The 22,664-nt window shown below is 48.7% G+C and carries 22 protein-coding genes; 13 read left to right on the plus strand and 9 right to left on the minus strand.

Annotated elements, in window-relative coordinates:
* Nucleotides 1-53 precede the first annotated feature (53 nt).
* Both VI01_RS07360 and VI01_RS07365 read left to right on the plus strand, forming a co-directional pair.
* Nucleotides 54-2,420, plus strand: coding sequence for a phosphoketolase (locus tag VI01_RS07360; RefSeq protein WP_045814608.1), 2,367 nt, complete (start codon nt 54-56; stop codon nt 2,418-2,420).
* A gap of 61 nt (nt 2,421-2,481) precedes the next feature.
* Nucleotides 2,482-4,266 (plus strand): thiamine pyrophosphate-requiring protein, encoded by a 1,785-nt coding sequence (locus VI01_RS07365; RefSeq protein ID WP_045814609.1) that lies wholly within the window; start codon nt 2,482-2,484, stop codon nt 4,264-4,266.
* Between the two features lie 487 nt (nt 4,267-4,753).
* Here the strand turns inward: VI01_RS07365 and VI01_RS07370 are convergent, their stop codons facing one another.
* Both VI01_RS07370 and VI01_RS24775 read right to left on the minus strand, forming a co-directional pair.
* Entirely contained in the window at nt 4,754-4,951 is a 198-nt protein-coding gene (locus VI01_RS07370) for a hypothetical protein (protein WP_045814610.1), read from the minus strand.
* 335 nt (nt 4,952-5,286) lie between these two features.
* On the minus strand, nt 5,287-5,457 hold the full coding sequence (locus VI01_RS24775) for a general stress protein (protein WP_075564085.1): 171 nt from the start codon (nt 5,455-5,457) through the stop codon (nt 5,287-5,289).
* Between the two features lie 210 nt (nt 5,458-5,667).
* On the opposite strand from VI01_RS24775, the gene VI01_RS07375 reads away from it, so the two are divergent.
* Both VI01_RS07375 and VI01_RS07380 read left to right on the plus strand, forming a co-directional pair.
* Nucleotides 5,668-6,801 (plus strand): glutathione-independent formaldehyde dehydrogenase, encoded by a 1,134-nt coding sequence (locus tag VI01_RS07375; protein ID WP_045814611.1) that lies wholly within the window; start codon nt 5,668-5,670, stop codon nt 6,799-6,801.
* A 158-nt stretch (nt 6,802-6,959) separates the two neighbouring features.
* Nucleotides 6,960-7,724, plus strand: coding sequence for an SDR family NAD(P)-dependent oxidoreductase (locus VI01_RS07380; RefSeq protein WP_045814612.1), 765 nt, complete (start codon nt 6,960-6,962; stop codon nt 7,722-7,724).
* 406 nt (nt 7,725-8,130) lie between these two features.
* Here the strand turns inward: VI01_RS07380 and VI01_RS07385 are convergent, their stop codons facing one another.
* Nucleotides 8,131-8,343 (minus strand): DUF2116 family Zn-ribbon domain-containing protein, encoded by a 213-nt coding sequence (locus VI01_RS07385; RefSeq protein WP_045814613.1) that lies wholly within the window; start codon nt 8,341-8,343, stop codon nt 8,131-8,133.
* Nucleotides 8,344-8,720: 377 nt separating this feature from the next.
* Between VI01_RS07385 and VI01_RS07390 the strand changes: the two genes are divergently transcribed.
* From VI01_RS07390 to VI01_RS07400, 4 genes are all read left to right on the plus strand, one after another.
* A complete protein-coding gene (locus VI01_RS07390) occupies nt 8,721-8,960 on the plus strand; it encodes a hypothetical protein (protein ID WP_045814614.1) in 240 nt (79 codons plus the stop codon).
* A 406-nt stretch (nt 8,961-9,366) separates the two neighbouring features.
* Nucleotides 9,367-9,552 (plus strand): general stress protein, encoded by a 186-nt coding sequence (locus tag VI01_RS24780; protein WP_075564086.1) that lies wholly within the window; start codon nt 9,367-9,369, stop codon nt 9,550-9,552.
* Between the two features lie 609 nt (nt 9,553-10,161).
* Complete coding sequence (locus VI01_RS24785; RefSeq protein ID WP_075564087.1) at nt 10,162-10,347, plus strand: general stress protein; 186 nt, start codon at nt 10,162-10,164, stop codon at nt 10,345-10,347.
* 325 nt (nt 10,348-10,672) lie between these two features.
* Nucleotides 10,673-10,852, plus strand: a complete 180-nt coding sequence (locus VI01_RS07400; RefSeq protein ID WP_045814616.1) for a hypothetical protein — start codon at nt 10,673-10,675, stop codon at nt 10,850-10,852.
* 989 nt (nt 10,853-11,841) lie between these two features.
* Here the strand turns inward: VI01_RS07400 and VI01_RS07410 are convergent.
* The 3 genes from VI01_RS07410 to VI01_RS07420 all read right to left on the minus strand — a co-directional run bounded on the left by VI01_RS07410 (nt 11,842) and on the right by VI01_RS07420 (nt 13,989).
* Nucleotides 11,842-12,234 carry a YgiW/YdeI family stress tolerance OB fold protein gene (locus VI01_RS07410; protein WP_045814618.1) on the minus strand — a complete coding sequence of 131 codons (393 nt, stop codon included), beginning with the start codon at nt 12,232-12,234 and terminating at the stop codon, nt 11,842-11,844.
* 1,141 nt (nt 12,235-13,375) lie between these two features.
* Nucleotides 13,376-13,693: a hypothetical protein gene (locus tag VI01_RS07415; protein ID WP_052696978.1), complete on the minus strand. Its 318-nt coding sequence runs from the start codon at nt 13,691-13,693 to the stop codon at nt 13,376-13,378.
* A 71-nt stretch (nt 13,694-13,764) separates the two neighbouring features.
* Nucleotides 13,765-13,989, minus strand: a complete 225-nt coding sequence (locus tag VI01_RS07420) for a hypothetical protein (RefSeq protein ID WP_045814619.1) — start codon at nt 13,987-13,989, stop codon at nt 13,765-13,767.
* Between the two features lie 300 nt (nt 13,990-14,289).
* Here VI01_RS07420 and VI01_RS07425 point away from each other — a divergent pair, with 300 nt between their 5' ends.
* Complete coding sequence (locus VI01_RS07425) at nt 14,290-14,847, plus strand: cytochrome b/b6 domain-containing protein (RefSeq protein WP_045814620.1); 558 nt, start codon at nt 14,290-14,292, stop codon at nt 14,845-14,847.
* 32 nt (nt 14,848-14,879) lie between these two features.
* Here the strand turns inward: VI01_RS07425 and VI01_RS07430 are convergent, their stop codons facing one another.
* From VI01_RS07430 to VI01_RS07440, 3 genes are all read right to left on the minus strand, one after another.
* A complete protein-coding gene (locus VI01_RS07430) occupies nt 14,880-15,710 on the minus strand; it encodes an oxidoreductase (protein ID WP_045814621.1) in 831 nt (276 codons plus the stop codon).
* Nucleotides 15,711-15,840: 130 nt separating this feature from the next.
* On the minus strand, nt 15,841-16,515 hold the full coding sequence (locus VI01_RS07435; protein WP_045814622.1) for an NAD(P)H-binding protein: 675 nt from the start codon (nt 16,513-16,515) through the stop codon (nt 15,841-15,843).
* A gap of 10 nt (nt 16,516-16,525) precedes the next feature.
* Nucleotides 16,526-17,533, minus strand: coding sequence for an AraC family transcriptional regulator (locus VI01_RS07440; RefSeq protein ID WP_045814623.1), 1,008 nt, complete (start codon nt 17,531-17,533; stop codon nt 16,526-16,528).
* 525 nt (nt 17,534-18,058) lie between these two features.
* Here VI01_RS07440 and VI01_RS07445 point away from each other — a divergent pair.
* The 4 genes from VI01_RS07445 to VI01_RS07460 all read left to right on the plus strand — a co-directional run bounded on the left by VI01_RS07445 (nt 18,059) and on the right by VI01_RS07460 (nt 22,344).
* Nucleotides 18,059-19,057 (plus strand): GlxA family transcriptional regulator, encoded by a 999-nt coding sequence (locus tag VI01_RS07445; protein WP_045814624.1) that lies wholly within the window; start codon nt 18,059-18,061, stop codon nt 19,055-19,057.
* Nucleotides 19,058-19,214: 157 nt separating this feature from the next.
* Nucleotides 19,215-20,876, plus strand: a complete 1,662-nt coding sequence (locus VI01_RS07450) for a methyl-accepting chemotaxis protein (RefSeq protein ID WP_045814625.1) — start codon at nt 19,215-19,217, stop codon at nt 20,874-20,876.
* Between the two features lie 26 nt (nt 20,877-20,902).
* Nucleotides 20,903-21,229, plus strand: coding sequence for a hypothetical protein (locus tag VI01_RS07455; protein ID WP_045814653.1), 327 nt, complete (start codon nt 20,903-20,905; stop codon nt 21,227-21,229).
* Between the two features lie 164 nt (nt 21,230-21,393).
* Nucleotides 21,394-22,344, plus strand: coding sequence for a bifunctional helix-turn-helix transcriptional regulator/GNAT family N-acetyltransferase (locus VI01_RS07460; protein ID WP_045814626.1), 951 nt, complete (start codon nt 21,394-21,396; stop codon nt 22,342-22,344).
* The last annotated feature ends 320 nt before the right edge of the window (nt 22,345-22,664 follow it).

Genomic DNA, 22,664 nt, shown 5'->3' on the forward strand with positions numbered 1-22,664 from the left:
ACTTCGTTGATCCTCTATTAGGGTTAGTGAATCACTAAGCCACGGGAGGATATATGCAATCTGTTACCGCAACCAACGAGCTGGCGTTGCTTGATCGCTACTGGCGTGCAGCTAACTACCTTTCGGTTGGCCAAATCTATCTGATGGACAATCCTCTTCTTCGCGAGCCTCTCAAACCGGAACATATCAAGCCTCGCCTGCTGGGCCACTGGGGTACCACACCGGGACTGAATTTTATTTATGCCCACCTCAACCGGATCATTCGCCAGCGCGACCTCAATTTACTGTATGTCTGTGGACCCGGTCATGGTGGGCCGGGCATGGTGGCCAACACCTGGCTTGAGGGCAGCTACAGCGAAATCTATCCGCATATCTCGGACGATGCGGAAGGAATGCAGCGCCTGTTCAGGCAGTTCTCTTTTCCAGGTGGTATCCCCAGCCACGCCGCACCTGAAACGCCAGGATCGATAAATGAAGGGGGCGAACTGGGCTATTCCCTGTCACATGCTTTTGGCGCCGCCTTCGACCATCCCGAATTGATTGTGCCGTGCGTGATTGGTGATGGTGAAGCGGAGACGGGTCCACTGGCTGCCAGCTGGCACGGAATCAAGTTCCTCAATGCCCAGCGAGATGGCGCGGTACTGCCGATCCTGCATCTCAACGGCTACAAGATTGCCAACCCCACTCTTCTCGGCCGCAGCAGCGACGAGGATTTAGAGCAGCTCTTCAGCGGTTACGGATATGAACCGCTCTTTGTCAGTGGTCATGAACCTGCGGATATGCATCAGCAAATGGCTGCAGCGCTCGACAATGCCTTCAGCAAAATTCAGGATTATCAGCAGGAAGCCCGCAACGGCATAGCGTCAGAGGCGGTGCCACGCTGGCCGATGATAGTGCTGCGCAGTCCGAAAGGCTGGACCGGGCCGAAAGAAGTGGACGGAAAGAAAGTCGAGGATTTCTGGCGCGCGCATCAGGTGCCGGTTTCCGCCTGCCGCGAGAATGATGAACACCGGGCGGTCCTGGAAAAATGGATGCGCAGCTATGAGCCGGAAACGCTGTTCGACGAGAACGGTAAACTGATGCCTGAACTGCGGGCGCTGGCACCTGAGGGCAGCAAACGAATGGGTGCGACACCTTACGCCAACGGTGGCCGACTCCGACGAGAACTGGTCACCCCGGATATTCGCGAATTTGCCTTTGATACGGGATCCCCCGGCAGCAGGGCCGGGGAAGCCACCGCCCAGTTTGCCCGCTATCTCAGTGAAATATTTAAGCAGAATCAGGATAACTTCCGGTTATTCGGCCCGGACGAAACGGCATCAAACCGGTTATCCCCGGTATTTGATGTCACCAGCCGCACCTGGATGGCGCCGCTCAAAGATTATGATGAGCAACTGGCGCGAGACGGGCGCGTAATGGAAATTCTCAGTGAGCATCAGTGTCAGGGCTGGCTGGAGGGCTATCTGCTGACGGGGCGGCATGGGCTGTTTAGCTGCTATGAAGCGTTTATCCATATCGTCGACTCGATGTTCAATCAGCACGCCAAATGGCTCAAGGTCACCCGTAAGCTGGGATGGCGAAAGCCCGTTTCATCGCTGAACTACCTGCTCTCATCCCACGTCTGGCGCCAGGACCATAACGGTTACAGCCATCAGGATCCTGGATTTATCGATCACGTTGCCAACAAAAAAGCTGACATCGTGCGTATCTATCTGCCGCCTGATGCCAACACGCTGTTGTGGGTCGGCGACCATTGCCTGAATACCTGGGACCGTATCAATGTCATTGTGGCCGGCAAACAGCCCTCACCGCAGTGGCTCGATATGCCTGCCGCTATTGCCCACTGTGAAGCCGGGATGGGTGAGTGGGGCTGGGCGAGTGACGCAGGGGAACCAGACGTGGTAATGGCTTGTGCCGGGGATGTGCCCACCATGGAGACGATGGCAGCGGTGGATCTGCTGCGCGGCTATTTGCCGGATTTGCGCATCCGTGTCGTCAATGTGGTCGATTTGCTCGCCCTGCAGACGCAGGAGCAGCATCCTCACGGTAAGTCTGAAGCCGCGTTTGATGCGCTCTTCACGCGTGATAAACCAGTCATCTTTGCCTTCCACGGTTATCCCAGCCTCATTCATCGTCTGACCTACCAGCGAAACAATCACAGTAACTTCCACGTGCATGGCTTCAATGAGGAAGGCACGACCACGACACCATTTGACATGACCGTGCTGAACGAGCTTGACCGCTATCATCTGGCACAGTCGGCCATTCTTCACGTCCCGGGGCTGGCCGAACGGCACCCTGAGTTGCTGGATGACTTACAGGAACGGATTGCGGAACACCATCGCTACGTGCGCGAACATGGAGAAGACGTGCCCGAAGTCAGGGAATGGACATGGTCAGGCAAAGGCAGCAACAACTGAGAGCGCTGCGAAGCCGGCAATACGTCTTTTTACCCCCTGACCCCAGAAAGGAAACGAAACCATGAGCATAAAAACCAGTGATTTCTTTGTCCAGCGTCTGAAAGAGTGGGGCGTAACCCGCATCTATGGCTATCCGGGTGATGGCATCAATGGCGTTCTGGGCGCAATACAGCGTGCTACCGAGAAAGGCGACGGAATCGAATTTATTCAGGTTCGTCACGAAGAGATGGCGGCCTTTATGGCGGCAGGTCATGCCAAATTTACGGGCGAACTTGGCGTGTGCTTATCAACCGGAGGGCCGGGCGCGACACATCTTCTGACCGGGCTCTATGATGCCAAAATGGACCATGCGCCTGTGCTGGCGATTGCTGGTCAGGCTGAGTCGACCGCGCGAGGCGCCAGTTATCAGCAGGAGATGAATCTCGATTGCGTGTTTGCGGATGTGGCCAGTTTTGTACAGGAAGCTGCCGCACCGGCTCAGGTCCGGCATCTTGTCGATCGCGGCGTGCGCATCGCTCAGGCACAAAACGGGGTCGCTGTGCTGATTATCCCCAAAGATATCCAGGATGAGGAGTGGCAGGCGCCTCCTCATTTGCACGGGTTCACCCATTCTGGCACTGGCTACCAGCGTCCTAAAATTATCCCTTATGAGGCCGACCTGCAGCGTGCGGCAGACGTCCTGAACGCCGGAAAAAAAGTGGCGATCCTCATCGGTTCGGGTGCACGTGGTGCTGCGGTAGAGGTGGTGCAGGCGGCGAATCAGCTGGGCGCGGGTGTGGCTAAGGCCCTGCTGGGGAAAGACGTACTCCCGGACGATGCCCCGTTTGTGACGGGCTCCATTGGTCTTCTGGGCACCAAACCTTCCTGGGAAATGATGCAGAACTGCGATACGTTGCTGATGATTGGCAGTGGTTTCCCGTGGACAGAGTTTCTGCCTGAAGAGGGGCAGGCGCGTGCCGTGCAGATAGATATCGATCCCGCTATGCTCGGCCTGCGTTACCCCTGTGAGGTCAATCTGCACGGTGATGCCGCTGAAACCCTGCGTGCGCTGCTTCCACTGATCGAACAAAAACAGGATCGCAGCTGGCAGGAACAGATTGCTGTGCAGGTGCAGGACTGGTGGAAGCAGATGGAGGAGCGTGCGCTGGCGCCTGCTAGCCCAGTTAACCCTCAGCGCGTGGTCTGGGAAATGTCTCCGCAGCTGCCTGACAACGCCATCGTCACGTCGGATTCCGGTTCCTGCGCTAACTGGTTTGCGCGAGATTACCGCGTTAAGCAGGGACAACGGGCGACGCTCTCCGGCGGGCTGGCCTGTATGGGGGCGGCAGTGCCTTATGCGATTGCGGCCAAGTTTGCTCATCCTGAACGTCCGGTTGTCGCGCTGGTCGGTGACGGCGCAATGCAGATGAATAATATGGCGGAACTGATCACCATTCAGAAGTACTGGCAGCAGTGGACTGATGGCCGGCTGATCGTCTGCGTTTTCAATAATCAGGATTTGAATCAGGTGACATGGGAGCAGCGCGTGATGGAAGGCAATCCGCGTTTTGAAGCCACGCAGCAACTGCCCGACGTGAAATATGCGGCGTTTGCCGAATCGCTTGGGCTGGTGGGGATTTATGTTGATAACCCTGAGCAACTGGCAAGTGCATGGCAGCGTGCGCTGAGCGCTGACCGGCCGGTGCTACTTGAAGTGAAAACGGATCCTGAAGTCGCACCCTTACCGCCACATATCACGCTTAAGCAGGCTAAGGCATTCATGTCATCAATGGTGAAAGGCGATCGGGGGACATCACAGGTTATCCGGGATAAGGCCAGCCAGTTATTCAGTAAAAAGCATAATTAACAAAAAAAGGTGTTCAGAAAATTGTTTTCTGAACACCCTGAGTGCGTCATCAATCAGGCTGTTTATCGCCTGACTCTGGCGCATTTCTTTCGTCATCTTTGGGCTGTTTTTCGGGTGTTTTTCGCGGATTGTAATCGGGATTATCACCTTTAACGGGACGGTCGGTCATATTGCTCTCCTCGTTTTAACTTGATGAGTACTGAGTGTAGTTAAGTGCTCACTGAGGAGCCAAGCGGTCAGACAGATTAAGAGCTCCTGACATACATCGTCAGTGCGCTGTTATTGGCCAAATCAAACAACACAGACTTTCAATTTGGTCCACCATGATGAGTTTGCGAAACTGCGAGGGGAAATTTCGGCTTTGAATTGAGATACGGAAAACAAACATCCCTGTCGGTCGTGGGCTCTACTTTTAAATGGTGCGTTATGTCCTGTCAGATATATCAGTATCCGCAGGTCATCTATACATCAAAGAGTACAGTTTACTTTAAATATCCTTTAAATTTTCAACGTGCTCTTTAAAATCTCTTTGCACTTTTGGACTTAAAGGATTAACTGACGCGTTGCCATCTTCATCAATAATTATTCGAACTCCCTCTTCAAAAGACTCTCGCATATCCTGTTGACTCATAACCTGTAAAAGGGATTCCGGACTGCTGAACAAAGAAGATAAAAATCGAAACATAATCAGACTCCGCGGAGGGAAGAGGGGGATAATGGCAGATAAATGAAGCTGTAGATCTTTCTGGGAAAGATAAAAATTAAAAAACGCGTTCTTTCAAAGTAATCCACACTACAAGCGAAACCGTTAATCAAGATTATCACTGCGTTTAGAAATAAAAAAACGGTGCGATTTCAGCAGTCGCACCGCTTAGTCAACCGACCAAATTATACGCGAGGAATACAGAACATTGATATTCATTATGAAACTTCAGTCAGAGCAAGCAGGGAGGGATACTCCCTGCTGTACATTCACACTAAGGGGTATAGTGCCCCCCTGAGGATTATCTTCACTGCAACTCAGGAAGAACCGCGGTGGCTGTTTTGACCACCTTTTTTACCGGCTTCGGACGCTTTGTTACGGTCATTTTTAAAATTACCGCCACTATGCTGTCCGCCTTTTTTTCCTGCTTCAGAAGCTCTTTCTTTATCTTCTGCAAAGTTGCCTGAACCGCCTCTATGTTGAGTCATAATACTGCCTCTTCATGAGTAATAAATAACATGACGGCATATACACGTCATGTGCGTGTTGCGTTATTAATATTAATATATCCTCGCGGACATGCAAGCGCGACGGTTATATTTCTGTGCGCTGTACTTTAATGTGCCATATTTAATTCTCTGGTCATCCAAATTAAAACGAAGCGTCAGTGTGCTTCGGTTATTTACAGGAACCTAAAGATGAAAGCGATTGTTTATAATGGGCCTTTTGATGTCTCCGTTAAAAATGTGCCTGATGCGAAAATTGAACGTGCCACGGATGCGCTTATTCGCATCACAACCACCAATATCTGCGGCTCTGATTTACATATGTATGAAGGGCGGACCAGCTTTGAACAGGGCCGTATTTTCGGTCATGAAAATCTGGGCGAAGTGATTGAGGTGGGGAATGGCGTTGAGCGCATCAAGGTAGGGGATCGTGTCTGTATGCCCTTCAATGTGGGTTGTGGGTTTTGTGAAAATTGTGAGAGGGGCCTGACGGGGTTCTGTCTGACGGCAAACCCCGGCAGTGCGGGTGCCGCGTATGGCTTTGCAGAAATGGGGCCCTGGGACGGTGGTCAGGCGGAGTTATTACGGGTGCCGTTTGCAGACTTCAACTGTCTGGTACTGCCTGAGGACGCATTTGATAAAGAGGAAGACTACGTCATGCTCTCTGATATTTTTCCGACAGGATGGCACGCAACGGAACTGGCAGGACTGCGGGCAGGGGAATCCGTCGCCATATACGGCGCGGGACCTGTGGGGTTAATGGCTGCCCACTCCGCAGTCATAAAGGGGGCCTCTCAGGTCTTCGTTATTGACACCCACAGCGATCGTCTGGCGCTGGCTGAACAGCTCGGTGCAACGCCTGTGAATGCCGCCGGTGATGAAGCGGTGCAGAGGATTCTTGAAATGACGGACGGCAGAGGCACGGACTGCGGCTGTGAATGTGTAGGGTATCAGTGCTGTAACAAGCATGGTCATGAAGACAACAGCGCCACCATGAACAGTCTTGTGGCCTCCACCAAGGCAACAGGGGGCATCGGTGTCGTCGGGGTGTTTGTTCCTCAGGATCCGGGGGCAAAAAGTGCTCTGGCGCAGGAAGGAAAAATGCCTTTCGATTTTGGCAGCTTCTGGTTCAAGGGGCAGTCTATAAGAACGGGCCAGGCCAACGTTAAAGCCTATAACCGCCAGCTTGCGCGCCTGATTCATCAGGGAAAAGCCAGCCCGGGACAAATCGTCTCCCACCGGTTAAGTCTGGCTGAAGCGCCTGAAGGCTACAGCAACTTTGATAAAAGGGAGCCGGGATGGACTAAGGTCATCCTGAAGCCTTAAGAGGTTGTCAGCCAAAACATGTCAGCCTTGCCAATGAACCGCAGGGCTGACATGCTTCTTTTCGCCTACCAACCCTCTCACTGGCGCTGCTTCGCTTGAACTCCCGTTCATGGCTGCCAGGCTTAGTCTCCACATATTTAAAAAAGTGAGGACTGAGTATGTCGAGATTTTCAGAAAAAGTTGTCGTGATTACCGGCGCAGGTTCCGGCATTGGTGCTGCTGCCGCAAAGCGTTTTGCCGGTGAAGGGGCTTCAGTGGTGCTGGTGGGGAGAACCCGTGAAAAACTCGATAACGTACTCAATACACTACCTGGTTCGCAACACCTGATTGCTCAGTGTGACGTCGGCGACCCGGAACAGGTAAAACAGCTGTCAGAACAGGTGCAGCGTTCCTTTGGCAGAGTCGATGTGCTGGTGAATAACGCAGGTAGCGTGGTTCAGGGTAAAATCCATGAAGTCTCAGTCGGGGACTGGCGAAAGCTCATGAACACGGATTTGGATGGTGTTTTCCACTGCACCCATTTCTTCATGCCTGGTTTGCTTAAGACCAGGGGCAATGTTGTGAACACATCTTCGGTATCCGGACTGGGTGGTGACTGGGGAATGAGTGTGTACAATGCGGCAAAAGGTGCGGTGACTAACTTCACGCGGGCGCTGGCCATGGATTATGGCGCTGACGGGGTCCGTGTTAATGCGATTTGCCCCGGATTCACCCTGACCGATCTCACCGAAGATATGAAGGATGATAAGGCGCTGCTCGAACGCTTCTATGATCGTATCCCTCTGCAGCGCGCAGGAGAGGCTGAAGATATCGCCAGTGCTATTGCATTCATTGCCAGCGACGATGCGCGATACATTACCGGGGTGAACCTGCCAGTCGATGGCGGTCTTACCGCGTCGAATGGTCAACCTAGACAGGCGTGATTTTCAGTATCGTGGAGGAGAACCGATGCTCTCCTCCTTCTTTTGTCTTACGTTGTCATCCCACAAAAGGCATTTCCGCTTCAGGTACGGATGGTGTGTTACGCGACTGACCAAGTGTTCCGTCTGCATTCTGCACACCGTTCCTGATGACCCGCCATCATCGTCTTTGTGACGCCGCAGCGATTGCAGGCATAAGGTCTGTCATGATCTCAAAAAGGTCAGGCAACCCAGCGTTGCAGAGTAAGCCTGACCACGACTGTCTGCTTTTGAAAGCGAGACGGGATAACTAAATTCCTTTTGATACCAGTATTTGCATGATTTTTCTGCCCTATTGTCATAACCGTTATCGTATCATCGACAACGGTGACAGTTTCGTTCTCGCAAAATGTTTTAACTGTGAAGGATTTTACTCGGCAGTTATGCGTTGCTGCATTTCACGCTGATGCTTATGAAAGTCTTCGCCACATTCCGCTGAGCAGAAGGCGGTGTTAGCCACTATAGGCTCATCAGTGCACCAGATGCAGTTACCATTTCGGCTCACTAAGCGTGGCTTTCGGGCAGACAGAGAGGCCGTCAGATGGGCTTCTTCACGTTCCTGGGCCAGGTCCACATCATCCATAAATTCCAATCCTTGTAGTTGTTTAGTTTTTTAATGAGGACTCGTGCGCCTCAGTTCTGTTATGTCATTTAGTACACAGCCCCTCAGCTTAGTTCATTTGTACAGGACAGGGGCGTAAGGCGGGATGATTAAGATATTCTCTATTTCACGGACTAAACAATTGAAATGGTGAAAGCCATTGTCATCTACGGTTTTGAGCACCAATGGCACCACTGTTGATTTTCCTCTTTTCCCAGCCTATTCCACTTCAAAACCTAATCTGCGCTTAAATTGCTCTAACTATCAACCTTCTCAAAAAACATCCAAACGTAATGGCTTGAACAGATTGTTTAACTCAATAATACTGTATTTATATACAGTATTATTGGGGGCGCATAATGCCACGTGACTACGAAATTCTGATGGCCTTCAGGCAGGCGGTAAAACGCGATGCCGCTGGTCGTTACACCATCAGTACCATTGACTTCGTCAGAGAACTTGAACGGCTTAACTGGCACTACACGTTACGTGCCGCTAACAAGTGGATTGAGATCCACACAACGACGTTTCGGGACATTTCTACGACTGAGGGGGAAGAGCGCATGTTTCAGATCTTTAATCCAAATGGAAGAAACTGAACAACATGTGCAACGCTCACTTAGGTTCTACAACGGGCAGGCAATTGATCATAAGTTAATCATTGGGACTAAATTGCGAGCAGCAAAGCATTAGTTTTAGTATCTTGCTGAAATAAATGGAAAATCCAGATCAATTTAATTACTAAACTAAAAGCTGTGATGAGTATCACAAACACAGAAATTTGTTAACTTTATACAACTTACTGTAGTTTTGTACAACTTTAAAAAATTCCCATTTAAAAGCAATTGAATATAAGCGTAGCGGTTAAGCTATTGTTTTAAAACAGAAACAAGCGAAGCGGTAAACATGCATTTTAAATGTGGTTTTATGGGGGATTTCAGCCATATTATTTCTCGTTGGGAACGTTAGCACGCTTAATATTCGACTGATATATAAGGGGGAGACATGCCGTCAAGAAGAGGTGGAGCCGGTAATTTTGCTGAGGATGCAGATCGTGCCCGTGAAGCAGGTCGTAAGGGCGGAAGTGCAAGCGGAGGCAACTTTAAAAATTGTCCTGATCGCGCTATTGAGGCAGGTCGTAAAGGCGGGCAAATCAGTCGCAGGCGCAAGCCGGAAAAGGTGGAAAGCTAGTCAGGTACCACGTTGGCCGGTTCAGGTTTTACCGGCCTCACCTGAAACAAAGCGTCAGGATTGCTTCGTCACAAACGCTATTGCTACTTCAGCCTTTTCTTATTGATTTATATCAGCCGGATGGTCTCCACAATCATCTATCTGAGTAAGAGCATTCGGTCAAAGTGCCATAGTTAAGCATGACCAGTCACTTTACGAAGTCCATCAAAATAGGGACGTCCCTACTGAAGTAAGAGATTTGGCAGACGTCTGATATCAAAAGCGCTTAAACATTCGGCCCGTTCAATTACAAGTTTTACCGAAACAGATTTGGCGAGTAGAAAGAGGCCAGCATGGATATCTCCTTGAAAAAGCCCCCCTATCAGCACCCTCTAAGAATAATCCTAATTCACAACTTAAATCTCGCCCTGTACAAGCTCTGATAATCTGTACACATATCGCACTGCGCCCCTTGCTTTTTAAAGACAAAAAAACTCCAGATTTGAAAATGTATAAATAAAATCTTTTTTTAGTTCTCATTCTTAGAATTAAACAGTGGTTAAATGTCAAGATCTGTACAAACCTTACTCATGACAAAGCCATTATTTCTTTGGCTAAGAGGATATGATTATGACAGATCGTCGAGGTGGTTCAGGTAATTTCGCCGCGGATCCGGAACGAGCGAGCGAAGCCGGGCGCAAAGGTGGCGCAATGAGTGGGGGTAATTTTCGTAACAATCCCGAGAGGGCAATTGAAGCGGGACGCAAAGGTGGTAGAGCGGGCCGCAGTAAAAAAGCGAGTGACGGCAATAATTGACCCTTAAGCGGCTCAGCTAACACTTAAGCTCATTAAAATGTCGATTCGGTATCTTTTAATCATTCACTGGCGCATGCTTATCCCTCATCCCAGGCGTCACGCCTGGGTCACTCCCCCAACAAAGGGGTCTTTATGTCATCTCATCTTTTTAACACGCAGCCCGCAAGGGGCAATGCCATTCTCTGCCACTCCCACCATCCCTTAATACGAAGCCTTTTCCTTAAACCGCCCATTGCTTCTGCTGTACAGCGAGTATGTGTACGCAGGTGAACTACCCCCTCTAATCTGCAATGACGTGGAGGGCACCTCCGCAGAGGAATGTAAAATGGATCAAGGATTCTATTGGGTACAGCAGGGCGATACGCAACCTGAGGTCTGGTACTTTGCCGATGGAGAGGGTGGAGGGTGGTTTAAACCGAATAAAAGCCTGCCTGTTCATCCCGAGGATTTTGTCTCACAGGGATATAATGTGATCAGTGAGCGTCTGGCACCCCCGGGTGAATAACATCGTACATCGGCAAAACGAAAAGACGGTGTCATCTATTCGATCACACCGGCGGGCTACAGGGTCATTTTCCTGACCTGTAGAAATACAAGTGAATTAACTCTGTTAAGGGGTATGCAATTAAACGCAGCGACAGTGCAACGTTTGCATTCATAGCCGAATCGTCCAGTAGGGTGGAATAATGTCATGTAAAAAAAAGCCCGCACAAGGCGGGCAAAAAGCAATGGCTAAGGAATGTCTCTCTCGTAAAAAAACGCATCCTGTATGCTATGCTGCCAGTAATGACTGGCTCACATACCTTAGACTAATTCTGATTAAGTGGTAGGATGTGTTAGATAAACCTGTTTAATTTGAGAAATTTCCAATAAGTCATTTAAATAACTGGATATCAATGCAATTTTAAGGCACTTAACCGAAACGGCTGTGATTGAACTGGAATTTTATCGGGGAGAAAATTTCATCAGGTTCGCGCGCAATTTATTTTATCGTACCCCAATTCCAACTCCGGTCAGCCATACTCAACTTCCTGTACCTCCCGGCCAAATTCCTTTCTTACCAACGCTGTCTTAAAAGTCGTATCGAGGAATTAATCGATCGTACTGTTTGCGGTTGCTGTTTATATATACAGTGATTATCGAGTTTTTCAAACTTGGTGAAATCCGCGCTGTGCTAGAGCTACCGCTCTTAATTGCTCGCGAGCCCTATGGCTTCCCGTCATCGCCACAGGACTGTGTTGAACTGTGGCTGGACCTTATCGGAACTGCAGTTGTAGAGCTTACCGCAAAGGGCCAGAGCATAACGAAAGGGAATATACTGTATGAGCTTGAAAGAATAGCTGCCTCTTCCAGAGATATTCAGGTGAAAGCTTACGCACTGGATGCAGCGAAACTGCTCAGGAAGCATAATCATGTGAACACGGATTAATTGAAAACTGATGACCGAATGAGTCTCCCCTGCCTGTTGCTCAGGCAGAGGCGCGGGATTTTCTGTTAAGGCTCATCAATTCTTGTGACTTTCAGGTGAGTTGCCTGGCCCTTTCCGTGAACCTTGCCACTGACGCGGACTTTATCTTCAGCACTGTAAGTTTTGCCTTTGAAAGTCGCTGGAGACGCATCGATATCTACAGTGCCTGTGCTGTCACGGAACTGATAGGTATCGCCCTCGATTCTTTTAACAATATAACCTTCAAGCGTGGCGTAGCCTCCTGGGCGGAAATCTTTGATGAGCTTCACAGGCGTTTCTGCTGTGTCCTCCGATCCTTTGTAGCCAGCATCTTCTTTATGCTGTGGAGGAGGGTTTTTACCCGCCTCGAAGCCGCCAGTTTCAGCATAGGCCCCAAAGCTTAAAGGCAACATCATCGCAACCCAGGCAATTTTATTCATCTCACTCTCCTTTGTATTTCAGATGCTTTAAAGCATGGCACATCATAGGGAAAATGTTCGGGTTAAAAATGAAATTGATTGGCGATAATTTAAAGCGAGACGTAATAATATGCCAATTCAAATTTATAGGTTGTGCAGGAATTGAGATAAACTGACGCCCAACATTCTATTGGATTCTTTGATTTAACAGAAAGTTATGGATGGAAAATTCAGTGAGATAGGGTTTATCAGGGTTGTTTTGTGTATTTTCAAGGCTCAATATCTCGCCATGAAAATAAAAAATAAACAAACATGGTTTTGAAATGCAACTATAGTTAAGTTGAAATCAGAAATTCCGGATGCTTTTAATCCTTGTCGCTGACTGAATTTTTAATGGTGAAGATGATGAGTTGCAAGATTTTAACTTTAAAAAAAGGGCAATATGACAATGCTGAATTATCAGTTTTACACGATAAGCGCACCGGGAAATGATGGGCGCTGTACTCTCCATGGTGGAGATTGCTTAAAATTACCGTTACGAGAAGAAAGATTGTTTCTGGGTTCATTTACTTCGGCACAAGCCGCATCTCAATATGTCAGAACTCAACATCTTTCCTGGCACCTGGCTGAATGTGTATTTTGTCTGAGTAAAGATATTGTCCCTGGAAATCTATCAGCGCAAAGCTAAATGTATGGACTCCTTCTCTGACAGACTCAGTGTATAACACCGAGTCTGTTCGATTATCAAACCATCGCTATCTGAAGAAGTCCCCGCATTAAATTGTATTCGATCAGTTTAACTGATACCGCCTGAGGTTTAAGCGAGAGACCCGCCATGTAGCCGCAGCCAGACTGGTTTGTTCCCTTAAGTGGACCCGGAATATGACCACCCCGTGTTTCAGACGAGAATATAAGGTGCGAAGAGGTGTTTCCTCTTGGGCATTGTTCAACGACTGATTTCAGACGCATGGATACTGCCGCCAGTTCCAGAGACAAGGGGAGTGCAAGCTTATGCCTGGATTTTCCCTGCGTGATGTAAAGCCTGTCATCTCTGATATCCTTGAACTGCATGCCGGAACTTGTGGTGACGCAAGTCTTGAAAGGATGGCCTGTGGCTTTTGGAAAGGCTGTCTTTCCTCAAGATTAAAAAAGGAAAACCGCCTCAGTGGGCGGCTTCAATGGATTTTCTGGCTTCATATGATCTTCGTTTCTCGACCATTCCGATGTAAAACTCATACAGTTGAGTGCGCATGCTTTGCTTCATCTCATCTGGTAATGATTGCTGCAGGCTCATCCACTCATCAAGTTCCGGCGTGCATTGCACATAGGCATCATCCACAACCTTTTTGGCCGGTATCTTTGATGAAATGAATGGCAGGGTATGGTCGTTAAGGCACCGGACCTCAGGAGTTTCGAACGAACGGGCGTCGGCTAACACAGAGGACGAGAGTAGTACCCCCGTCACTAAAATCCATTTCATAGAATATTTCCTGTTATTGTGAGTTGCGGTTGTCTGGAGCGATTAACGTTTCAGCCTGTTATTTGAGAACGTTAAATTTCGCCCCGGAACTCAACCCATTCCGCCCAGCAATTCTCCGGGTCAATGTCACGATATCCACGACTTTCAGCCAGTGCCTGTGCAGCATCGCTGTCCACCACGATGGCCGTGGCGTTGTCACGAACGCGGATAACGTCTTCCTCATTCAGCGGGCTTCCTTGCTCTTGTTCCTTACTGAGTAGCAAGGTAATCAAAGGAGGAATGAAAACAATGGTCATTTATCAATATCCTTCTGATAGACAGGATCGCTGCCTCGAAGATGTAAATATTATGCCGGAATACTGTTTCTGAATGAAGTAGGATTTCGGGTCAGGGTCAGGGTCAGGGTCAGGGTCAGCAGGCTGCGAGCTCTGAGCAAAAAACAATGGGTGATGTATGGGTATTGGTGAGTTAAGCAGGGAAAGCAGAAGGCTCATAACCCGCTGAATTCGGGAGGAAGTTCCTGGTGGTTAGGCTTAAGGTTTTGCTAATGCTGTCCGCAGTAAAATCATGATAACTATCCTGACGAGTTATCTGCCATGCGAACCACCTTACTCAATCACTTTCCGCATGAAGATGCGCCTTTTTTTAAAGGTATGCACATCACAACGGCCTTGCTTGTGCTGTCTCAAATCATTAACTCTAACTGGACTCGACGCGAAGCGATGGGAGCTGACGGTCTGGAATCAGTGATCACCTGGTTTCATATTTTGTCAGGCTTTGCTCTTATCGCGTGCAGCGTCTTTCTGGCAGGATGGATGCTCTCACAACGCGGCTTTGCCTGGTATTTTGCGTGGATGAAACTGGATTTCAGCGGGTTTATAAGAGACCTGAAAATAGTGCGCAATTTCACGCTTCCTGATGCTCAGAGCGGGGGGATTGCTTCAGCCATTCAGGGGCTGGGCGTAATGTCCTTACTGGCTGTATCCCTGACCGGCGGCTTATGGTTTTTACTGAGTAATATGCCTTCGCCCAACGCCTCTCTTGCGCACGATGTGTTGCACTGGCATAAAACGCTCACGACACTGATTGAAATTTATTTCTATGCCCATGGCTTCATGGGATTGCTTCATATGCTTCTCAAGATTTATGACTGATCAAAACCTTGAGAAGCGGTCGTTGTTAAATATCAACGGGTCTGGCTGAGAATAATACGGTCGAATATTCGGTCGCCCAGCCAGACGCGCATGCTGATCAGCATTTTCGCAAATCTACCGGCAGCATACCGTGTACGTGGGCGACGACGACTAACTGCACGAGATACCACGTTTGCAATAAGCTCCGGTGAACTGCCTTTGCCTTGCCCGTAGGTATTTTTTATCGACATATCCACCTTGTTCACCAAAGAGCCATAGGGCCCGTTGGCAGAACGTCTGATAATACTGTTTCTTGCGACTTCGCCGAATTCTGTCTCTATTACCCCCGGTTCAATGATGATGACTTTAATCCCGAATCCGGCGACTTCGAGTCTGAGGCAGTCTGACCAGCCTTCCAGAGCATGTTTAGTTGCGTGGTACCAAGCCCCGAGAAGGCTGTACATCTTTCCGCCCATAGAAGTGACGTTAATAATATGCCCTGAGCGTCTGGCCCTCATGGCTGGGAGCAATAACTGCGTAATGCGTGCGGCACCGAACAGATTGACCTCAAACTGATAACGCCCCTCGTCGATACCCATTTCTTCGACGGGGCCGTAAAGACCAAAACCGGCATTATTGACAAGAACATCAACACCGCCGGTCTGAGTGAGAATGGTGTTAATGCCAGCAACAATTTCCTCATCGACAGAAATATCCATACGCAGCGGCTGTGCGCCAAGACTGACCAGATCAGACATTTTATCGACATGTCGGGCTGCAACGTAAACCTGATAGCCATCCTGTATTAACTTATGGGCGATGGCCTTGCCCATACCGGACGATGCGCCTGTGACCAACGCGGTTTTCTTTTCCTGGCTAAACATAAGCACCTCACTTAATGAACTGCATCAAGTGTGCCTCAACAGACGCCGCGTCTGTCATGCTCAACGCGCCAGAATGATTGCTTAATGCGCCTTGTGCAGCATGCGGTGATCGTCTTTACCTAAATAGGTTTCATCCAGTTGTAACGCCCAGTTCGATCAACTGGTTCGAAGGCAGCACAACCACCCCTGCAGTGACGGGCACTTTTAGTGTCAGTGCCCTGGCCACAGCAAGCGCCCGCACGGGCTTATAAGCAGCGGGAAGAATCGGTGACAACAGTTTGGCTAGCGGAATGGAGATTAGTTCGCCCAGCCGAAGTGGCTGGCCTAGTCCGGTGCGGTAATCAAGCAGAAGGGAAGGTCGCGCAATGACCAGTGTGGTTAATGGAAGTGCGGTGAGTGCCTCTTCCAGCTCTCCCTTAACACGGGTATAGAACATCGAGGATTTCGCATTTGCGGCTCCGGCACTAACCAGCCCTATGCGGCTCACACCCGCCAACATAGCTGCCTGTGCAACTGCAAGGTTAGCCTCAAAATCGACAGCGCGAAAAGCCTCTTTGCTGCCTGCGACTTTAATGGTGGTGCCCAAAGCAAGATAGGCTTCATGTGCATGAGGAAGTTGTGGCAGAGAGGTAAAATCAACCAAATGGACCTGCAGTTTTGGATGGCTCACTCTGAGAGATCTTCGAGTCAAAGCATGAACACACGACACCTCAGAGTCATTGAGCAGCAACTGCAGTATGTGGCCACCCACCAGGCCTGATGCACCTGCAAGTAATACAACGCGATTCTTATCTGAATTTTTCATAAGGTCTCTTTTAATAAGGATGCATGGCGTTTCTGAGGTTTTCAGCCGTTTGGCCAGTCCATGCCATGAATGCACGATAGAATGAATTTGGGTCTTCAAAACCAAGTAGAAAAGCAATTTCATAACCGGGCAGACGGGTATTCACCAGGTAGTGACGGGCAAGATTTTCGCGGCTGGTATTGATGAGATGGCGGAAAGTCACACCCTCTTCCTCAAGCCTGCGCTGAAGTGTTCGCTTGCTCACGCCCAGGCGTTCAGCAGTTTTCTCAATTGTCGCTTCGTTAGCGGGCAGCAACTCCAGAAGCACAGCACGCACCCGCTCAGCGGTGGAAGCCGTGACATCTAACTCACTCAGACGTCGCCTCAGTTCAGGCTCAAAGACTTGCCACATACCTTGATTCACTGTCAGAAATGGCCGCAGGGCATCGGTGGCAGAAAAACGAATAGCAGGATATTCACCAAAAGAGATAGCCGTCCCGAAGTAGCGGTCAAATTGACTGAGTTCTGCTCCTGCTGGAAGTTGCGATAGCTGTACTTTTGATGCCCTCACAGGCTCACGTGTTGCGATCCGTGCAAGCTTAAGTAAAAAGGCAAGTTCTGCTACCTGCAATGATGGGGGAGTGTCTGTGGCAGACAGCCAAATAGGTGAAACTGTTAACGTACCCTGATGATCAATGTTGGTTTCAAGCAGCATTGGAGCAATAAGCTGTTTATATTTGGCCAGCCGCTGGACAGCTTGCATCATATTTGAGCTGCATAGTGCCGCAAAAAGCGGCGGATCGAAGATCTCAGCAGAAACCTTTTCAATGAGGTTCAGCGGAAAAGCGAGATGATGACTTTCAGCCTCCAAAGCGCGCCACAAACGAAAGTATTCTTCTGTATTTAGGCCGTGATCGGCTTTTGAAAAAGTATCATCAGGCAGGCGAGCCTTTCGAAGTATGTCTTCAGGCTCAAATCCGACATCTTTGAGCAATGTTTTCCAGCCGATATTGATGGGGAAGGCAAGGTTACGTTGCATTGTCAGATTCCTTGGGTACATGTTTTGATAATAGGCGACATCGTAATCTTTCAAATCGTAATTCTACACGCTAAATGCGCCATAATGCTGGTGAAACACGCCAAATTAATGGTCGTGTGCTGAAAGATAAAGTTCAGGCTATGTGATCACTGGCCGTTAAAGATGCTTGCCGTAAGTATATCGGCTTCGATTCGCAGCGAGTTGAGGCAGTTCATTGGGGATGTCGATTAATAATTGATAATTCTGTCTTAGTTTTAAGGGTTAAATAAATGCGTAGAGGGTGAGGCTGAAATATCAATCTGATGGCTATTTTTACGCAGCGACGGAGTGCCAGGACATAGCTTAACTCAGCTCGATGGCTGAAGGTGTATTTTAAGCGCAATAATTATGATTCGGTTCAGGGAACATTAACTCCTTTCAAAAGTGACCTGATTAACTTTAAAATTGGATGTTCGTCTTTCTACCTATTTTGAAAGTAAAATAGTCGCAAAAAACACGCAAATTACGACATTTTGGGATGACACTATGCGTATCGCCATACTCGCCTTTGAAGGCAGCGTTCTTTCCGCAATTGCTGGCCTGGCGGATTTATTCTGGATTAGCAATAAAGCGATTGCTTCTTCTCCTGCTCATGCGTGCAAATTTTCGACAGCCCCGTTTGAAACACTTATTGTCAGTGCTGACGGCGCACCTGTTCTGGATACGGAAGGCAGGCTAATTCATATTGATAGCTCTTTTCAGGGGGCAGGGAATCTGGATGTTGTCATTGCGCCAGGCATGTTGCTGGGCCCGGATTTACAACCTATAAATATACACAACATTCGTCAGGCAGCCGGATGGGTCAAAGAACTACATGAAAAAAATGTTTGCATCGCGGCTTCTGGCACGGGAGCTGTAGTTTTAGGAGAAGCCGGTTTGCTTGATGACAGGCATTATTCCACCACGTGGTGGGTGAGCCACATGATCAAAGAGCGTTATCCCAGTTCTCAATTGAGCAAGGGGAAAATGGTCGAGGAAGACCGCGGTATTGTAACCTCAGGGGGCTGTTTTTCATGGATATCACTTGCTATGCACCTTATTGAAAAAGGAGCGGGCGCAGAGGTGGCCAATCTGACTTCAGAAATGTCGCTCAATGATAATCATCTTCTTAGACAAAGTTTAAATCATTCAAATGTGGCAGCCAAATCGGACTCAGCATTCATGATTCGAGCGCAGGAAATCATTCGCTTAAAAAATCTATCCATTACCGCAGCGGAACTGGCCGACGCTTTACACACAACAGAAAGAACGCTCCAGAGAAAGCTCAAAACCTTATCTCAAGAGACACCGAAGGAGTTTATAACGAGAGTACGCATAGAATCTGCCTGCAATATGCTGGTGAGCACGAATGTTAGCATACGCAAGGTGGCACAGGACTGTGGTTACTCAGAGGATACGGCTTTTCGCAAGGCATTTAACCAGGTAATGGATATGTCACCGATTCAATATCGTCAATGGATGTCTGCGCGGTTGAGTCGCCAATAATAAAAGTGTTTAAAATGAGAACGTCAGTGCGGTGGATCAGGAAATATGATTAAGTTGGATTAACTTCAATCAGTATATTTGATGTAATTGTTGTTCTTCTTTTGCCGATGTGATTGTTGCTAAGAAATCTCATTTCAACATTTACCAGGTAAAAAAGATGAATATTACTCAAAGGTTAACCCTGGCTTTTCTCTTACTCTCGGCTTCTCTCATTCTATGCGGCACCGTTTCCTTAAGGCTTTTATCAGGGTTTCAGGAGCGTTTTGAATACGTACAGTTGAACGCGATACCCTCAATACGCGACCTTGGCGATCTTATAGACCGGAGTAACAGATTATCCCTGACGCTTTACAAACATCAGAGTCAGACGGACAACACGCGAATGCCGCCGATTGAAAGTGAGATATCTCACCGCATGGCAGACATCCGAACGTTGGCAAATTATTACTTAAAAAATGACATATCCAGTGATCAAGATGAAAAGATGACCGAAACAGGGCTGGCTACTTTAAAGCTGGTTGAATCGAGATTGCCTGCTTTTTTAAATGCCTCTCGAACACACCAGGATGAGATAACGCTGGGAATGCTCGAAAACGACAGTGGCATTGGCGGCGCCATTACGGCTTTAAAGGACAACTACCGCAAGCAACTCGCGCTTAATATTTCTCTTTCGGAAGGGCTTCGCAGTCAAAATAAGAGGATTTATCAGCAGACACTTTGGGGAATGTCAGCCTGCGTAACGGTGGCCATCATTCTGCTTGGTGCGTTAACCGTCATGACTCTTTTACGTATCCGCAGGAGCCTGAAGAACATCAGTGAAATCATGCTGCGTGCAGGCGATAGTTTGGATTTGAGCGTGACTGCCGATGACAGCCGTAAGGATGAAGTGGGTGCGATGGCGAAGGCATTTAACCAGCTTCTCAATCGTGTCAGTTCCGCACTCCACTCAGTCAGTACGACTTCTCACTCGGTGAGCACGGCATCTGCACAAATCGCGGCAGGTAATGAGGATTTATCCTCCCGCACAGAGCAGCAGGCAGCTTCGCTCGAACAGACGGCTGCCAGTATGGCCGAACTGAGTGAAACCGTGCGACAGACTGCAGAGAACACACGTCAGGCGAGTCGCTTATCCGGTAATGCATCAGTGCTGTCTGATGCGAGCGTCGTGTCCCTGGGAAGTATGTTAAGCACCATGGTGGAAATCAGAAGCAGTTCGAAAAAAATCACTGAAATTGTCACGCTGATTGAAGGGATTGCATTTCAAACCAATATTCTCGCGCTCAACGCTGCAGTGGAAGCGGCGAGGGCCGGCGAGCACGGTAAGGGATTTGCCGTGGTCGCGGGTGAAGTTCGTAGCCTTTCACAGCGTTCTACACAAGCTGCTCGGGAAATTAAACAGCTGATCGATTCATCCTATGTCTTGGTGGAGTCGGGTGCGGTTCAAGCTGAGACGGTCGAAAGTAATATGACGGAACTCAAAGCAGCATTCCGTCAGGTTAACGATCTGGTCAGTGAAATTGCCGCTGCGGCAGAAGAGCAGAATACCGGCATTAATCAGGTGCATTTGGCTATTAGTCAGATGGACGATGTGACGCAGCAGAATGCGGCATTGGTCGAAGAAGCTTCTGCAGCCTCCGCGTCCTTACAGGATCAGGCACTCACGCTGTCAGGTATGGTCAGGCAGTTTACTTTGCCAGTTATTATGGCTGTTGAACCAACACCACTTAAGCACACTATGCCAGTTGAGTCTGTCCCGCTGACATCACAAGTGCGGATTCCTCAGAGACAAGCCGAAAGCACTGACTGGCAGCGTTTCTGATGTGTGATTCATCTCTGAGGGAAAAAATGGATATAAATGCCTTCCTGAAACACGGGAAGTCTCATCGCGAACTGATGACCCGGTTCGAACAAATGAATATGCTCCTTCTCCAAATGACGGATGGCGATTATCAGTCTCTGGATGTGTATATAAACAACTGTAATCATCTTTGCAGCCAGATTAATGCTGCTATGACCTCACTCCGCGAGCGTGAGTTCGAGGACTATCTGATGCAACATGATCCGGCATTGTTTTACAATCTTCAGAGCGTCATGCTGTCGGTCAAAATGCTGAAAAATTTGCTTGAAAACCTCGCAGGTACAATGAAGTACTCTCTTCTGCAAACCGCCTGATTGATATCAAGGTCAGCCTGAAGCCGTTTAGTCAATTCGGACTTCAGGCTGAAACACATTGCGCCCGTTAAAATCTAACCTTTTATAAGTCAGACTGCATAACGATTGACAAATCCTTTGCGCAAATGGTTGTATAGTACAACCAAATTGGCAAGGTAACGTTAATGGCTACTGAACTTCAAAACATAAAAAATATCCGTGTGGCATCACGATTAATGGTGCGAGAACTGGGTTTCATGAACCAAAATCTGGCTGCAACGGATTATCCTCCGTCAGCCGTTCACGCCATGCTTGAAGTTGAACTTCATGGCGCAATGACAGCTGCTCAACTGGTGCAGATTTTGGGGCTGGAGAAGTCCAGCGTTAGCCGCATGCTCGCAAAACTCGTTGATGCCGGAGAGCTTGAAGAAAGTCCATGCTCTGTAGACGCGAGGACCAAGCGACTGAGCCTCACCGGGAAGGGTAAAGATACCGTGCAGCGCATCAATGCTTACGCTGACCAACGCGTAGCAGCAGCTCTCGGGAAACTTGATCCCTATACTCAGGATGCTGTATCTCAGGGCCTATCGTCATACGCCAGCGCCTTGAAAGCCTGTCGGGAAAACACCGCAGGGCAAGTACGAAATAACGTCAAGATAGTCTCGGGTTATCATGCAGGGATGATTGGTCGTATTACAGAAATGCATGGCAGCTTTTACGCCAGAGAGCATCAATTCGGCCATTTTTTTGAAGCGAAGGTGGCTGCCGGTCTGGCTGATTTTACGTCGCGACTGGAAAAGCCCTGTAATCAGATTTGGCTGGTGATGCTGAACGAACGCATTGTCGGCTCAGTCGCCATTGACGGCGAAGACCTGGGAAATAATGAGGCGCATCTGCGCTGGTTCATCCTTGACGACGGATGTCGTGGTAGCGGATTGGGCAGAAAACTCATTTCAGAAGCGATGAGATTTTGTGATGAACATAAATTCACGTCAGTACAATTATGGACGTTTAATAAACTCACCGCGGCCAGACGATTGTACGAATCATTCGGATTTGAATTGTCAAAAGAATGGGAGGGCGATCAGTGGGGAAGCACTATTACTGAGCAACAGTTCACCCGAAAAATCGTTTAAACATGCGGGATTATCTAACCCGTTTTACCAGGTTCTTTTGGGGCGGGTTATCAGCGATTATCTCTTTCCCGAAATAGTCATGTCCGCTGTTGGCACGCTGCTGCTCTAAGGCAAAGCAACAAGGAAGCGATCAAAAGGCATTCATTAATCGAAATGGACGTCCAGTGATAGGAAAGGGGTTTAGATCGAGTATGACCCTTTCATCATCAGCATGAACTCGTTTCTGGCGCACAGCGAAAGTTAAACAATAGTGACCCGCTGTAATCTGAAACTGGAGTGGACTGAGCTAACAGTAAGGTTAATGCTCCATATTTACTATT

Origin of the sequence: Pantoea sp. SM3 (genome assembly GCF_000963995.1) — a bacterium.
In the GTDB taxonomy this organism is placed as follows: Bacteria; Pseudomonadota; Gammaproteobacteria; order Enterobacterales; family Enterobacteriaceae; genus Pantoea; species Pantoea rwandensis_B.